The sequence below is a fragment of the Pseudomonas quebecensis genome (assembly GCF_026410085.1).
Classification (GTDB): domain Bacteria; phylum Pseudomonadota; class Gammaproteobacteria; order Pseudomonadales; family Pseudomonadaceae; genus Aquipseudomonas; species Aquipseudomonas quebecensis.
This window is the reverse complement of record NZ_CP112866.1, coordinates 3,724,467-3,736,625: the sequence shown is the minus strand read 5'-3', so window position 1 is coordinate 3,736,625 and position 12,159 is coordinate 3,724,467. Positions and strand designations below refer to the sequence as shown.

The 12,159-nt window shown below is 61.7% G+C and carries 14 protein-coding genes, 1 tRNA gene and 4 pseudogenes; 7 read left to right on the top strand and 12 right to left on the bottom strand.

All coding sequences use genetic code 11. The features are described 5' to 3' along the window. The first annotated feature begins 7 nt into the window (after window positions 1-7). Genes OSC50_RS17425 through OSC50_RS17415 form a run of 3 tightly spaced genes read left to right on the top strand, consistent with a single transcriptional unit; the run spans window position 8 to window position 3,528 of the window. Window positions 8-1,201, top strand: coding sequence for a CaiB/BaiF CoA transferase family protein (locus OSC50_RS17425; protein ID WP_266248366.1), 1,194 nt, complete (start codon window positions 8-10; stop codon window positions 1,199-1,201). Further along, complete coding sequence (locus tag OSC50_RS17420; protein ID WP_266248367.1) at window positions 1,198-2,139, top strand: hydroxymethylglutaryl-CoA lyase; 942 nt, start codon at window positions 1,198-1,200, stop codon at window positions 2,137-2,139. Before OSC50_RS17425 ends, OSC50_RS17420 begins: the two co-directional genes overlap by 4 nt. A 60-nt stretch (window positions 2,140-2,199) precedes the next feature. Beyond that, a complete protein-coding gene (locus OSC50_RS17415) occupies window positions 2,200-3,528 on the top strand; it encodes an MFS transporter (RefSeq protein WP_266248368.1) in 1,329 nt (442 codons plus the stop codon). Between the two features lie 7 nt (window positions 3,529-3,535). On the opposite strand, the pseudogene OSC50_RS17410 reads toward OSC50_RS17415, so the two are convergent. Further along, window positions 3,536-3,661 (bottom strand): annotated as a pseudogene (locus OSC50_RS17410) (DMT family transporter); the annotation flags it as partial. Here OSC50_RS17410 and OSC50_RS17405 point away from each other — a divergent pair. The 4 genes and pseudogenes from OSC50_RS17405 to OSC50_RS17390 form a co-directional block, all read left to right on the top strand. Further along, window positions 3,660-3,884 (top strand): annotated as a pseudogene (locus OSC50_RS17405) (type 2 periplasmic-binding domain-containing protein); the annotation flags it as partial. The pseudogenes OSC50_RS17410 and OSC50_RS17405 sit on opposite strands and share 2 nt — an antisense overlap. 89 nt (window positions 3,885-3,973) lie before the next feature. Then, window positions 3,974-4,384 carry a fosfomycin resistance glutathione transferase gene (gene fos, locus OSC50_RS17400; protein ID WP_266248369.1) on the top strand — a complete coding sequence of 137 codons (411 nt, stop codon included), beginning with the start codon at window positions 3,974-3,976 and terminating at the stop codon, window positions 4,382-4,384. Window positions 4,385-4,433: 49 nt separating this feature from the next. Next, window positions 4,434-5,075, top strand: a complete 642-nt coding sequence (locus OSC50_RS17395) for a LysE family translocator (protein WP_181081130.1) — start codon at window positions 4,434-4,436, stop codon at window positions 5,073-5,075. Window positions 5,076-5,193: 118 nt separating this feature from the next. Further along, on the top strand, window positions 5,194-5,721 hold the full coding sequence (locus tag OSC50_RS17390; RefSeq protein WP_181081129.1) for a DUF4142 domain-containing protein: 528 nt from the start codon (window positions 5,194-5,196) through the stop codon (window positions 5,719-5,721). 55 nt (window positions 5,722-5,776) lie between these two features. Here OSC50_RS17390 and OSC50_RS17385 read toward each other — a convergent pair whose 3' ends face one another. The 11 genes and pseudogenes from OSC50_RS17385 to OSC50_RS26255 form a co-directional block, all read right to left on the bottom strand. Further along, window positions 5,777-6,202 (bottom strand): low affinity iron permease family protein, encoded by a 426-nt coding sequence (locus tag OSC50_RS17385; RefSeq protein WP_266248372.1) that lies wholly within the window; start codon window positions 6,200-6,202, stop codon window positions 5,777-5,779. A 130-nt stretch (window positions 6,203-6,332) separates the two neighbouring features. After that, complete coding sequence (locus OSC50_RS17380; RefSeq protein ID WP_266248374.1) at window positions 6,333-6,833, bottom strand: methylated-DNA--[protein]-cysteine S-methyltransferase; 501 nt, start codon at window positions 6,831-6,833, stop codon at window positions 6,333-6,335. Between the two features lie 100 nt (window positions 6,834-6,933). Next, window positions 6,934-7,266, bottom strand: coding sequence for a hypothetical protein (locus OSC50_RS17375; RefSeq protein ID WP_181081126.1), 333 nt, complete (start codon window positions 7,264-7,266; stop codon window positions 6,934-6,936). A gap of 141 nt (window positions 7,267-7,407) precedes the next feature. Further along, window positions 7,408-7,713, bottom strand: a complete 306-nt coding sequence (locus OSC50_RS17370; RefSeq protein WP_266249691.1) for a DUF6482 family protein — start codon at window positions 7,711-7,713, stop codon at window positions 7,408-7,410. Window positions 7,714-7,751: 38 nt separating this feature from the next. Beyond that, a pseudogene (locus tag OSC50_RS17365) lies at window positions 7,752-7,910 on the bottom strand (DUF3833 family protein); the annotation flags it as partial. Window positions 7,911-8,111: 201 nt separating this feature from the next. Then, a tRNA-Gly gene (locus tag OSC50_RS17360) sits at window positions 8,112-8,185 on the bottom strand. A gap of 169 nt (window positions 8,186-8,354) precedes the next feature. Beyond that, window positions 8,355-9,239 carry an alpha/beta fold hydrolase gene (locus tag OSC50_RS17355; protein ID WP_266248376.1) on the bottom strand — a complete coding sequence of 295 codons (885 nt, stop codon included), beginning with the start codon at window positions 9,237-9,239 and terminating at the stop codon, window positions 8,355-8,357. A gap of 304 nt (window positions 9,240-9,543) precedes the next feature. Continuing rightward, window positions 9,544-10,236: a pseudouridine synthase gene (locus OSC50_RS17350; RefSeq protein WP_181081122.1), complete on the bottom strand. Its 693-nt coding sequence runs from the start codon at window positions 10,234-10,236 to the stop codon at window positions 9,544-9,546. Continuing rightward, entirely contained in the window at window positions 10,236-10,448 is a 213-nt protein-coding gene (locus OSC50_RS17345; RefSeq protein WP_181081121.1) for a cysteine-rich CWC family protein, read from the bottom strand. Before OSC50_RS17345 ends, OSC50_RS17350 begins: the two co-directional genes overlap by 1 nt. 84 nt (window positions 10,449-10,532) lie before the next feature. Beyond that, window positions 10,533-11,396: a methyl-accepting chemotaxis protein gene (locus OSC50_RS26260; RefSeq protein ID WP_409523076.1), complete on the bottom strand. Its 864-nt coding sequence runs from the start codon at window positions 11,394-11,396 to the stop codon at window positions 10,533-10,535. Continuing rightward, window positions 11,391-12,155: pseudogene (locus tag OSC50_RS26255) on the bottom strand (MCP four helix bundle domain-containing protein); the annotation flags it as partial. The pseudogene OSC50_RS26255 and the gene OSC50_RS26260, both read right to left, overlap by 6 nt. Window positions 12,156-12,159: the final 4 nt, after the last annotated feature.

The following is a 12,159-nucleotide window of genomic DNA, read 5'->3' as shown; positions in this document are numbered from 1 at the left end:
GCACCCGATGACAGCTCCCCTGAGCGGAATCAAGGTGATCGAGATCGGCACGCTGATCGCAGCGCCGTTCGCCGCACGCCTGATGGCCGAGTTTGGCGCCGATGTGATCAAGATCGAATCCATGGGCCAGGGCGACCCGCTTCGCAAGTGGCGAAAGCTGCATGAAGGCACGTCGCTGTGGTGGTACCTGCAATCGCGCAACAAAAAGTCCCTGGCGCTGGACCTCAAGTCCCATGAAGGCCTGGGGCTGATCAAGCAACTGCTCGGCGATGCCGACGTGCTTATTGAAAACCTGCGCCCCGGCGGCCTGGAAAAGCTCGGCCTGGGCTGGGAGGTGCTGCATGCCTTGAACCCCAGGCTCACCCTGGTACGCATCTCCGGCTACGGCCAGACCGGCCCTTATCGGGACCGTCCGGGTTTCGGTGCGATCGGCGAGGCCATGGGCGGCATTCGCTACACCACCGGCAACCCCGATTCGCCCCCGGCGCGGGTCGGAGTGAGCCTGGGCGATTCCCTGGCATCGCTGCATGGCGTGATCGGTGCGTTGATGTCGTTGCTGCGGGTCAAGACCGGCCAGGGCGACGGGCAGGTCGTCGATGTGTCCCTGGCCGAAAGCGTGTTTAACGTGATGGAGAGCCTGGTGCCGGAGTACGACATGCTCGGCCATGTGCGCGAGCGCAGCGGCGGGGCGTTGCCCGGCATTGCGCCGTCCAATACCTACCCGACCGCCGACGGTGCCTACGTGGTGATCGCCGGCAACAGCGACCCGATCTACAAACGGCTGATGCACGCCATCGGCCGCGCCGATCTGGCCGATGCGCCGCAGTTCGCCCACAACGACGGCCGCGCCGCCCAGAGTACTTTGCTGGATGCGGCCATTACGCACTGGACCGCCGGCCAGCCGATCGACCGCGTGCTCAGCGTCCTGGAGGCTGCCGAAGTCCCGGCCGGGCGCATCTATTCGGTGGCGGATATCGTCAATGACCCGCACTACCAGGCCCGCGACATGCTGCTCGATGCCCAGTTGCCCGGCGGTGTGTCGGTGAAGATGCCGGGCATCGTGCCCAAGCTCTCGCAAACCCCCGGCGGCGTGAAGTGGCAGGGGCCCGCGCTGGGTCAGCACACCGACGAAATCCTCGGCAACCTGGGCCTGAGTGGCGCCGATATCCAACGCCTGAAAAACGCGGGGGTGGTGCAATGATCCAGAACTATGGCGACCCGCTGATCGTGCAGGAAGTTTCGCCGCGCGACGGCCTGCAGATCGAACCGACCTGGGTCGAGACCGCCGACAAAATTGCCTTGATCGACCAGTTGTCCCTGGCCGGTTTTTCCCGCATCGAAGCCGGCTCGTTCGTGTCGCCCAAAGCTATCCCGGCGCTGCGCGATGGCGAGCAGGTGTTCCAGGGCATCGAACGTCTGCCGGGGGTGATCTACGTGGCGCTGATCCCCAACCTCAAGGGCGCCCAGCGCGCGATCGAGGCCCGCGCCGATGAATTGAACCTGGTGATGTCCGCCAGCCAGACCCACAACCTGGCCAATATGCGCATGCGCTGCGAAGCCTCATTGGCGGCTTTCGCCGATATCGCGCGGTTTGCCGCCGAGCATCCGGTGCGCCTCAACGCCAGTGTCTCTACGGCGTTTGGCTGCCCGTTCGAAGGGCGCATCGACGAAGACCGTGTGCTGCAGATAGTCGAGGCGTACCAGGCCATGGGGATTGAAGGCATCAGCCTGGCCGACACGACCGGCATGGCCAACCCGCGTCAGGTGCAGCGTCTGGTCAAGCGCATGCTGCAGCGGGTTTGCGCAAGTGACCTGACCCTGCATTTTCATAACACCCGTGGCTTGGGTTTGTGCAACGTGCTGGCGGCTTACGAAGTGGGCGCGCGTCGGTTCGATGCGGCCCTCGGCGGCCTGGGTGGCTGCCCGTTTGCACCGGGGGCGTCGGGCAATATCTGCACCGAAGACCTGGTCAACCTGTGCGACGAAGTGGGGATTCACACCGGCATCGACCTGCCGCACCTGTTGCAGCTGTCCCGGCGCTTGCCGGTCTTGCTGGGCCATGAACTGCCAGGGCAGGTGGCCAAGGCCGGGCGTAATTGCGATCTGCATCCGCCACCGGCGCACACCGCCGCGCTGTAACGCCATACCAGACAACAAAAACAATCGGACGCCTTGGAGCGGTCCGCTGGGAGAAAAACAATGAGCACCAACACAGTAGAGACCGGCGCGCGCCCGGTCGGTGAAGTCGATCCGGTCAAGGCGGTGGTCCGCAAGGTTGCCTGGCGCCTGATGCCGTTGATCATGGTCTGCTACCTGTTCGCTTTTTTTGACCGCATCAACATCAGCTTCGCCAAGTTCCAGCTGCAGGCCGACCTGGGCCTGAGCAACACCGCCTACGGCCTGGGCGCGGGATTGTTCGTGATCGGCTATGTGATCTTTGAAGTGCCGAGCAACATGATGCTGTACAGGGTCGGCGCCCGCCGTTGGATCGCACGGATCATGGTGTCCTGGGGCCTGGCCACGGCGGCCATGGTGTTCGTCACGGCCGAATGGCAGTTCTATGCCCTGCGCTTTCTGATCGGGGCCATGGAGGCCGGGTTTGCCCCCGGTGTGCTGTATTACCTGACGTTGTGGTTTCCCCAGGACTTCCGTGGACGCATCACCTCGATGCTGTTCCTCGCCTCGGCGTTTTCCGGGCTGGTGGGCGCGCCGTTCTCCGGCCTGGTGCTGGAACACATGGACGGGGTGCTGCAGATGCGCGGCTGGCACTGGTTATTCCTGCTTGGCGGTCTGCCGTGCGTGGGGCTGGCGTGGATGGTGCTGACGCAATTCAAGGACCGCATCGAAGACGCGCCGTGGCTGAGCGCCGAGGAAAAAACCCTGCTCGCCAGCCGCATTGCCGTGCACGAGGTGCACAAGAAAGGTTCGCTGCTCCAAGCCCTGCGCATCCCCGGTTTTCTGATGCTGGGATTGATCTACTTCCTGATCCAGGTAGCGTCTTACGGACTGAACTTCTGGGCGCCGCAATTGATCCGCAGCGCGGGCATCGAAAGCGCGGTGGTGATCGGTCTGTTGACCGCCATCCCGTATATCTGCGGCGCGATTACCATGGTCGTGGTAGGACGCTGGTCTGACGCCACCGGTGAGCGGCGTAAGTTCGTCAGTGGGTTGGTGGTCATGGGCGCTGTAGGGTTTTTCTGCGCGGGTATCTTCGATGACCAGCAGGTGTTTCTGATCATTGCCTTGGGCCTTTTGGGCGCCGGCATCATTGCTTCGATCCCGACGTTCTGGACCTTGCCGCCCAAACTGTTGGCGGGCGCCGGAGCAGGGGCGGCGGGCGGGATAGCGCTGATCAACACGCTGGGCCAATTGGGCGGGATCGTCAGCCCGGTGATGGTGGGGCGCATCAAGGACATTACCGGCAGCACCACGCCGGCGTTGTATGTGATTGCCGTGTGCGCCTTGATCGCCGCCGCACTGTTGATGTGGGGCCTGCCGCAGAAAATGCGCACGTCCGACAAGCGCTGACGCGGGTTCATGCGGACGCCAGCGCTTTGCCTGGCGCGCCGCCGAACTGAATCAACGCCACGCCCCCCATCAGCAACAACGCCCCGACCACCCGGGGCGTTGTCAGCTGACGCTCTGCAAGACCGAACAGGCCGACTTACCTGGCACGCCCCCACGTGCTGTTGGAAATGCGCGGCAGCGGCACCCCGGAAATCGAGCGGGTACTGAGGGCGATCCGCCAGCGCCGATATGTGGCGATCAGCCTGCCGCACTGGGGCGTGGCGCCACAGTTGATCCTGGGCACGGACCTGATCCTGACGATGTCCGCCCGTGGCGTGCAGAACGTTGATCATCGGCAATTGCTCACCCTGCCACCTACAAGCGGTGGTGGGTTGAGGTCCGCTCGCTTCATAATCTGCGCTCGCACTGTTGGATCTTGCTCACGCTATTGCGCCGAGGAAATATCATGCTTTCTGGTTTCAACCACCTGACTCTGGCCGTCACCGACGTGCCGCGCAGCGTCCATTTCTACCATGATGTGCTGGGGCTTCAGCTCGACGCCACGTGGGATAATGGTGCGTATTTATCATTGCCGGGGTTGTGGTTGTGCCTGTCCCTCGACCGCTCATGCGGGTCGGAGCCGGCTGCGGACTACACGCATTACGCGTTCACGGCTGAGCCGCAGGGGTTCACCGCGCTGATCGAACGTCTGCGTACCGCCGGTGTGCAGGAATGGCGCGATAACCGCAGCGAGGGCGCCTCGTTCTATTTTCTCGACCCCGACGGCCATAAGCTCGAAGTCCACGTCGGCGATCTGGCTTCGCGCCTGCGAGCCTGTCGCACCCGGCCTTATACCGGCATGACCTTTTACCCGTAACGCCGGAACGTGCAAAATCCTTGCACCGCTCACTTATCAGAGTCGCGCCATGACCCCTTCGTTGCTGCTCGCTGTGCTTGCTTCGGGTTTTATCTACGGGATTACCCCTGGCCCCGGTGTACTGGCCGTATTCGGCATCGGTGCAGCCCGTGGTCGGCGGGCCGGAGCGGGGTTTTTGTGCGGGCATTTGCTGGGGGACGTGGTGTGGTGCAGCACTGCGTTGATTGCCATCGTCGGTGCGCGAGAGGTGGGCAGCAGCGCGTTCGATGTGCTGGGCGTGCTCAGCGGTGCGTATCTGTTCTGGCTCGGCTGGCGCGCGATTCGCACCCGGCGTCGCAGCAGCGATGCTCCCGAGGGCGCGGCGCGGCATCCGTTCTGGCACGGCATTCTGTTTGGCTTGACCAACCCCAAGGCCTACCCGGTGGCGGTGGCCACCTTTACTGCGTTGTTGTCCAGCCGTGCCGAGCTGCTGACCTGGTCGATGCTGCCGTGGTTAATCGTGTTGAGTTTTATCGGCGGGTTGCTGGCTTATGGGATTCTGATCGGCGTAGTCGGCGCTCATCGGGTGCGCACCCTGTACCAACGGCATGAAATTCTTATCACCCGTCTCTGTGGCCTGATGTTTATCGGTTTCGCCATCAACGCACTGGCCCATGCCTTGCCCGGCTTGTTTGGCAGCAAAGCGGCCTGACGAGCCGATGACCGTTCGTCGCACTGGTAAGTTTTTTCTAAACCTTTACTCCTGTGAAAATTCGAATTCAGGGCGAGGCCTGTGCCCCGCCCTAATTTTTGCTCTGGAGGAACCCATCATGAGCCGCATGGCTATCCGGTTACGCACCGCCAGTTTCGCGATGCTGCTGGGCCTCGGCACCAGCAGTGCTTTCGCCCAGTCGCCCGCTGAGTTCATCGAGCAGGCGTCGGCCAAGGGCATGGCCGATATCGAGACCAGCCGCATGGCCCACTCCAAAACCTCGTCCCAGGAAATCAAGGACTACACCATCGAGGTGATCAACGAGCGCACCCTGGCCAACCAGCATCTGGCGGCCATCGCCAAGAAGCTCGACCTGCCGGTGGCCCCGCGGGAAAAAATCGTCGATAAAGCCGAAACCCTGATGCCTGAACTCAAGGACGGCGACTCCTTCGATGCGGCCTATACAGCGCAGCAGGTCAAGGAAAACGAAGAGGCCATCGCACTGTTCAAAAAAGAAGGCGCCGCTTCCGATGTGCCGGAGATTAAAGCGCTGGTGGATGAAACCTTGCCGCGCTTGGAAGAACGTCTGCAAAAGGCGCGTGCGTTGGCATCGACCTATGGCAAAGGCCACCAAGGCGACGGTTGAACCGGTGGGTTGAATAACGAAACGGCGGTTGGATAAGCTCCAACCGCCGTTTTTTTCAGGCCTGGTTCAAGTCGGTTTTCGTCGGCGCCGCATCGTCGGCGGCATGCCCGCAACTGTTGTTGAGGTTGACCGTCCCGGCCTGGCCAATGCTGCGATATTCCTGACGCAGTTTTTCCAACTCCTTGCGGTCCAGGCCATCAAGGCTCAGGACGGCGTTCTGGGCGTCCTTGGACACGCGCAGCAGCTCATCGATCTTGATATGCAGGATGTCGTTGTCACGGTTCTGCGTGTTCTGGATCAGGAACACCATCAGGAACGTGATGATGGTGGTCGAGGTGTTGATGATCAGTTGCCAAGTGTCGTTGAAGTGAAAATAAGGCCCGCTCAGGCTCCACGCCAGAATCAGCGCCACCGCTGTGTAGAACGTCCGGGGGCTGCCTGCCCAACGGGACAGGGTTTGTGAAACAGCGGAGAATTTCATGACCGTTTTCCTCAAAGAAGTGGGTGATGAATAAACTGACCGCAGCTGAGCTTTGAAATTTCTTTTTACAAATACACAGGCGGACGAGATGAATGTTCAAGTCCGCCGATACCTTCGAAAAAACCAGCCATTAAAAAAGCAGCCTCGCCTGACCAGTGCCTTCCAGCGCCAGCAGATACTGTTTGGCTTGCAGCCCTCCGGCGAACCCGGTCAGCCCGCCGGACGCGCCGATGACGCGATGGCAGGGCGCGATGATTGAGATCGGGTTGCGCCCATTCGCCGCGCCCACGGCACGCACGGCTTTCGGGTTGCCGATCTGCTGGGCGATCTCACTGTAACTACGGGTTTCGCCGAAGGGGATAGTCAGCAGCGCCTGCCATACCAGCTTCTGGAAATCGGTGCCGGTGAAGTCCAGTTCCAGCTCGAACCTGTTGCGCCTGCCGGCGAAGTACTCGGTCAGTTGACGTTCGGTCTCCAGCAGTACCGGGCTGTCATTGGCCTCATTCAACTGCCCCAGTCGGACGCGGTTGGCGCGCTCGGTTTCCCAGAGGATGGCAGCGAGTTTGTCATCGCGCGCCACCAGAGTGAGCACGCCAACGGGCGAGGGCATAAGCTTGTAGTGGCAGGGCATGAGCGGTGTCCTCGACTGGGTGGGGTTAAAAGCGACAGGCCCATTCTAGTGCCGCCCGCCTCAGTGAAAACTACGTTTCTTGCGGTGCAATTCCCAGCCGTTAGAAGTACCCATAAACCCAGCTGGCGTGGTACTCGTACCAGTAATACCAGGCGATCAGATACGGCACCTTGAGCAAGGATGCAGTCCCCAGCATGAACAACGAAAAGGCATTGAACACGGTGACGATCAGCGCGAACAGGGTCACGCGCCGGCTGGCATGGCGGCTGGCGAACCACACGCCATAGGCCGAGGCAGCGATGCTGCCCAGCCCCAGCAACAGCCCGAATGGGAATGGCAGCCGCAAAAACGACACCAGCAAGGGCAACACCAACACCCAGCCGATGACTTGACGCCGGATGTGGCGGGGAGTGGTTGGGGCGTATCCAGGCATGCGTCATTCCGCTCTCGGGCTCAAGGGATGGTCATCATCACTATAGTGAACCCTCGCGCGCATTCGGATTTTACTGAGTATCCACCCGCTTCCCGCCGCTGCGTTTCTGGCCGCTCATCGCATTGATCGGCTGAAAGGCCCTCAAAACGTGGCGCCCAGCGAAAACGGCACGCGCAACGCTGCGATGGGCCCATCGCGGACCCCGCACATCTCGTCATGTGCGCACTGTTGCACCAGCACACAGGGGAAGGGCGTCACGCCCAGCAGCAGGTCACGCAGGTGCGTGGTAGAGCGGATGCGCAGCGGCTGGCCATCCTCTCCCAGCAGCGTCGTTTCCCCATGGTCAAAGCGGATGCGCGCCACATAGAAACCGCCTTCCAGCGACAGCAGTTGCAGCTCGCGGACTTCACCTTTTGCAGCCCGATCCGACAGCATTTGCTTATTCATCATTCACCCCAAGCCTGTTGACAGGCACGACAAGCGCTTTATTGGCGACGGAAAAACAACGTGACCTGGCCCCACTCGACACCGAACTTGGACATGCTCGAACGGTTGATCAGTGTGTCTTCGTCCATCAGGTACATCCAGTCGTCGAAGCTGACCTCATACACCGAACCGTCCACCGGCAGGTTGAGGCGGTAGCGCACTCCATGATCGTGCGGGGAAAGACACCCCGATAGGGCGTAATACTTGTACAAAAATATAAATTTGTACAGGTTTTTGCGGCAAGTAGCGGAGTGACCAAGCGCTGTGATGGCTGAATCGCATGCATAAAAAAACCGGCCACCAAGGACCGGTTTTCAAGCGTTCCCGTCGGTAACTGCGTGACGGGAAGCACATTTGAGTGGAGCGGGTGAAGGGAATCGAACCCTCGTTATCAGCTTGGGAAGCTGGAGTAATGCCATTATACGACACCCGCTCAGAGCGGCTGACTTTGTACCAGATGTGCGCCGGGATTTGAAGTTTTTCTTTGGGAAATGTACGGGTTGCGCGCAGTGGCAGATCCGGCGAACGCACTCAATGCGCGTGCTGGCTTACGGTGGCGAGCCGGTTCGCTCGTCACCGTAAGCCAGCACCGAGCCTGTGTTTCACAGCGCGAAGGCGTGCTGGGTCTGGCCCTGGTCATAGCGCAAGTGGCTGGGGCGGCGTGTGTGTGTCAAGAAGCCCACCACGGCTGCACGGCTGTCCCTGCATGCCGCCTTGTGCTCCATGTCCAGGAAGTGCCCGGTGGCCTGGATGACGCTGAAGCTGCTGTGGGGCACGTAGTGCCCGAACTGCCTGGCGTCTTCAGCGCTGGTGTACTCGTCCCATTCGCCGTTGACGAACAGCACCGGTATATCGATTTGCCTGGCGGCCTTGAGGTAGCACAGTCGATCGCTGTTCAGTACCTGGCTGATGTGGAAATGCATTTGCCCGTATTCATGCTCGGCCAGGCTGCTCACGTGTTTGTAGTTGAAGCGCTTGAACAACGACGGCAGGTGTTTGCCGATGGTGGTATTGACCAGATGGCCGACGCGATCGCGGTCCAGGTTGCCCAGGTAGTCGACGCCGCGTTCCAGGTAGTCGCGCATGGGCGCGTTGATCACCGGTGAGAACGAGCTGATCACGGCCTTTTCCACCCGGCGCGGGCGCTGGGCGAGGGCCACCAGGGTGGCGGCGCCGCCCCAGGAAAACGACAGCACGTGTTCGGCGGCGAAATGGTCGATCAGCTCCAGCAGGATCTGGCCTTCAACGTCCTTCGTCAGCATATGCTCATGGCGGTTGTGGATCTTGGAGCGGCCGGCGTAGGGCTGGTCGTACAAAACCACATTGAACTGCGGGTGCAGGCTTTTCACGGTTTGGGCGAAGGATGCCGTGGTGGCCATCGAGCCGTTGACCAGGATGATGGTCTTTTCAGCAGCGTCCGCGCGATAAAACTCCGTGTAAACCCGATACTGACCCTGTATATCCAGCACAGCGATTTCTGGCCTCATGTCGTAAGACTCCTGGCAAGCGGGTAGGGCGCGCAGAACACTCTGCACGCGCTTTGTGACAGGCAGGCATACGCCTGGAAAAGGAGGGCCCATGTCGGTCCGATAACGGCTGGCCGGCGGGTGTTGTTATGGCGGGCGGTTTGCCTGGAAGGCCCGTGGATCAAGCGCGGGCGGGGCAAGGTAGGTCTTGGAGGTTATAGGCGACTCATCAGTCATAGTGCGGCTGACGTGGTGATTCAAGCAGCAGACCCGGGATGCCGCAAGGCGCTCGAACCGGTTTTTGCCTGCACCGGCTGAACGGTGGTCAGACCTGGCGGATTTCCGCGTCGGTCAATGCCCGATACTCGCCCGGCGCGAGCGTCGCATCCAGCTCCAGCGGCCCCATGCGCTCGCGGTGCAGATCGATCACTTTATTATCGAAATGCCCGAACATCCGTTTGACCTGATGGTAGCGGCCTTCGACGATGCTCAAGCGTGCAATCCTCGGTCCCAGCAACACCAGCTCGGCGGGCTGGGTGGTGAGGTCTTCGAAAGCAAAGTACAGGCCGGCGGCGAACGTCGCCGCGTACTCAGGGCCGATGTCCTGTTGGGTGTGGACCCGATACACCTTGGGCAACTTGGTCTGCGGTTGCGTCAGGCGGCGCGACCATTGGCCGTCGTTGGTGATCACCAGCAAACCGGTGGTATTGAAGTCCAGCCGCCCGGCGATATGCAGCTCGCCTTTATCCGGCTCGTCCAGCCAGTCGAGCACGGTCGGATGTCGGGCGTCCGCCGTCGCACTCACGCAACCCTTGGGCTTGTGCAGCATGAAATAACGCGCCGGTCTGCCCGCCTGCAGCACTTGCCCGTCCACGCACACCCGGCTGAATTCGCGCACGTCATGATGGGGATCGCTGACGGCCACGCCGTCGACGCTGATCCGGCGTTCCACCAGCAGCAGGCGCACTTGCTGGCGATTGAAGCGCGGCAGGTTGCTGAGGAAACGATCGACACGCATCAGGACGGGCCGGCGTCGCGCAGTTGCTGGTCGACCTGGGCGCAGCGCGGGCACAGGCAGGCCTGGTTGCGCAGTGCATCGGGCAAGGCTTGGAGCACTGCCGGATCGATGGTGACGCTGTAACACCAGCAGGGCTGGTCAACGCGGCGTGGGTCGGCCAGGGCGCAGTCGTTGCGGGCACCACAGGCGGGGCAGAGGGTGGGCGTGGTCATCGGTGGGTTCAGACGGTATCGGGCAAGGAGCCGGTCAATTCCGGCGTGCCTTGCACGATACAGGGCCGACCTTGCGTCGGCTACTCAGAGCTTGAACTTGCTCACCAGCACATTGAAGGAGGTGGCCAGGCGCGACAGGTCCTGGCTGGAGGCGTTGGTCTGGTGCGCACCGGCCGCGGTCTGGGTGGACAGGTCCTGGATATTGAGCAGGTTGCGATCCACTTCACGGGCCACTTGGGCCTGTTCCTCGGAGGCCGAAGCGATCACCAGGTTGCGCTCGTTGATCCTCGCCACGCTGGCGGTGATGCGCTGCAGCGCTTCACCGGCACTCTGCGCCAGGGTCTGGGTGTTATTGGCCCAGGTCAGGCTCTTGTTCATCGCCGCCACCGCGCCATCGGCACCGACCTGTACTTCGCCGATCATTTTTTCGATATCGACCGTGGACGTCTGGGTGCGATGGGCCAACGCGCGTACTTCGTCGGCAACCACGGCAAAACCACGGCCTTGCTCGCCGGCGCGCGCCGCTTCGATCGCAGCATTGAGGGCCAGCAGATTGGTCTGGTCGGCGATGCTGCGGATCACGTCGATCACCTTGCCGATTTCGCGCACCTGGTTGGCCAGGTCGGCGACCGATTGCGTCGAATCGTTGATCTCCAGCACCATCGACGACATGCCCGACACCGCCTGTTCCACTTGCTGGCGACCCTCCTCGGCTTCGGTGGTGGCCTGGTGCGAGGCTTGCGAGGTCGATACGGCGTTGCTCGCCACTTCGTCCACTGCGGCGGTCATCTGGTTTACGGCGGTGGCCGCCTGTTGGATCTCATCGTTCTGGCGGGTCAGGCCGCGGCTGCTTTCATCGGTGACCGCGCTCAACTCTTCGGCGGCCGAGGCCAGTTGATCAGCCGCATTGGCAATTTCCACCAGGGTGCTTTTCAGACCGCCCTGCATGTCGGACAGCGCCATCAACAGTTGCCCGGCTTCGTCGGTGCGCTCGGTGAGAATGGCGTGGGTGAGGTCGCCGTCGGCAATGCGCTGGGCGCTCTGTACCGCCTGTGCGATGGGGCGCGTGATCAGACGGGTGATCAGCACGCCCACGCTGATGGCGATGATAAAGGCCAGGACGATGCCGCTGATCATCCACGTCAACGCGCTGTCGCGCAGTTGCTCGGCAGCGATGGCGCCTTCCTTGATCTGGCGGTTGTTGGAATCGATGATTATGCGGATCAGTTCGCGCGCCTGGCGGAACAGCTCGTTGTTGGTGGTGTTGAGCTCCACGCGGGCCTGGTCGATCTTGCCGCCGTCGAGCAGCGTCATGATGCGTTCGGCACTGCTGATGTAGGTTGGCCAGATCTGATCGAGCTTGTCACCGGCCGCCCGTTCGTCGTCTTCCAGCGGGGTTGCCCGGTAGGTGGCGTAAGCGCTCTGACTGCGCTTGAGTTCGTTGCCGATATCCTGGCGTACGCGGTCGCGGTCCTGCTGCGCCACATCGCCTCGGCTGGCGTCCATCAGGCGGTACAAACCTCGGTTGTGCGCCACCAGCCCATTAAGGGTGGCCGCCGTATTACTCACGGACACCAGGTTGTTGGAAAACGTCAGTTCCAACGCCGTGGCGAGCCGAACGACCCCCTTGATACCCAGCAGGCCGACCCCAAGGGTGACCAGCGCACACAGTAGAAATGAAAGCAGCAGCTTGGTTGAAATTTTCATGGCT

What these genes read in the sequence shown, in the direction of transcription:
- OSC50_RS17425 (WP_266248366.1), top strand. Translation starts at nt 8, where the DNA reads ATGACAGCTCCCCTGAGCGGAATCAAGGTGATCGAGATCGGCACGCTG.
- OSC50_RS17420 (WP_266248367.1), top strand. Translation starts at nt 1,198, where the DNA reads ATGATCCAGAACTATGGCGACCCGCTGATCGTGCAGGAAGTTTCGCCG.
- OSC50_RS17415 (WP_266248368.1), top strand. Translation starts at nt 2,200, where the DNA reads ATGAGCACCAACACAGTAGAGACCGGCGCGCGCCCGGTCGGTGAAGTC.
- fos (WP_266248369.1), top strand. Translation starts at nt 3,974, where the DNA reads ATGCTTTCTGGTTTCAACCACCTGACTCTGGCCGTCACCGACGTGCCG.
- OSC50_RS17395 (WP_181081130.1), top strand. Translation starts at nt 4,434, where the DNA reads ATGACCCCTTCGTTGCTGCTCGCTGTGCTTGCTTCGGGTTTTATCTAC.
- OSC50_RS17390 (WP_181081129.1), top strand. Translation starts at nt 5,194, where the DNA reads ATGAGCCGCATGGCTATCCGGTTACGCACCGCCAGTTTCGCGATGCTG.
- OSC50_RS17385 (WP_266248372.1), bottom strand. Translation starts at nt 6,202, where the DNA reads ATGAAATTCTCCGCTGTTTCACAAACCCTGTCCCGTTGGGCAGGCAGC.
- OSC50_RS17380 (WP_266248374.1), bottom strand. Translation starts at nt 6,833, where the DNA reads ATGCCCTGCCACTACAAGCTTATGCCCTCGCCCGTTGGCGTGCTCACT.
- OSC50_RS17375 (WP_181081126.1), bottom strand. Translation starts at nt 7,266, where the DNA reads ATGCCTGGATACGCCCCAACCACTCCCCGCCACATCCGGCGTCAAGTC.
- OSC50_RS17370 (WP_266249691.1), bottom strand. Translation starts at nt 7,713, where the DNA reads ATGAATAAGCAAATGCTGTCGGATCGGGCTGCAAAAGGTGAAGTCCGC.
- OSC50_RS17355 (WP_266248376.1), bottom strand. Translation starts at nt 9,239, where the DNA reads ATGAGGCCAGAAATCGCTGTGCTGGATATACAGGGTCAGTATCGGGTT.
- OSC50_RS17350 (WP_181081122.1), bottom strand. Translation starts at nt 10,236, where the DNA reads ATGCGTGTCGATCGTTTCCTCAGCAACCTGCCGCGCTTCAATCGCCAG.
- OSC50_RS17345 (WP_181081121.1), bottom strand. Translation starts at nt 10,448, where the DNA reads ATGACCACGCCCACCCTCTGCCCCGCCTGTGGTGCCCGCAACGACTGC.
- OSC50_RS26260 (WP_409523076.1), bottom strand. Translation starts at nt 11,396, where the DNA reads ATGCAGGGCGGTCTGAAAAGCACCCTGGTGGAAATTGCCAATGCGGCT.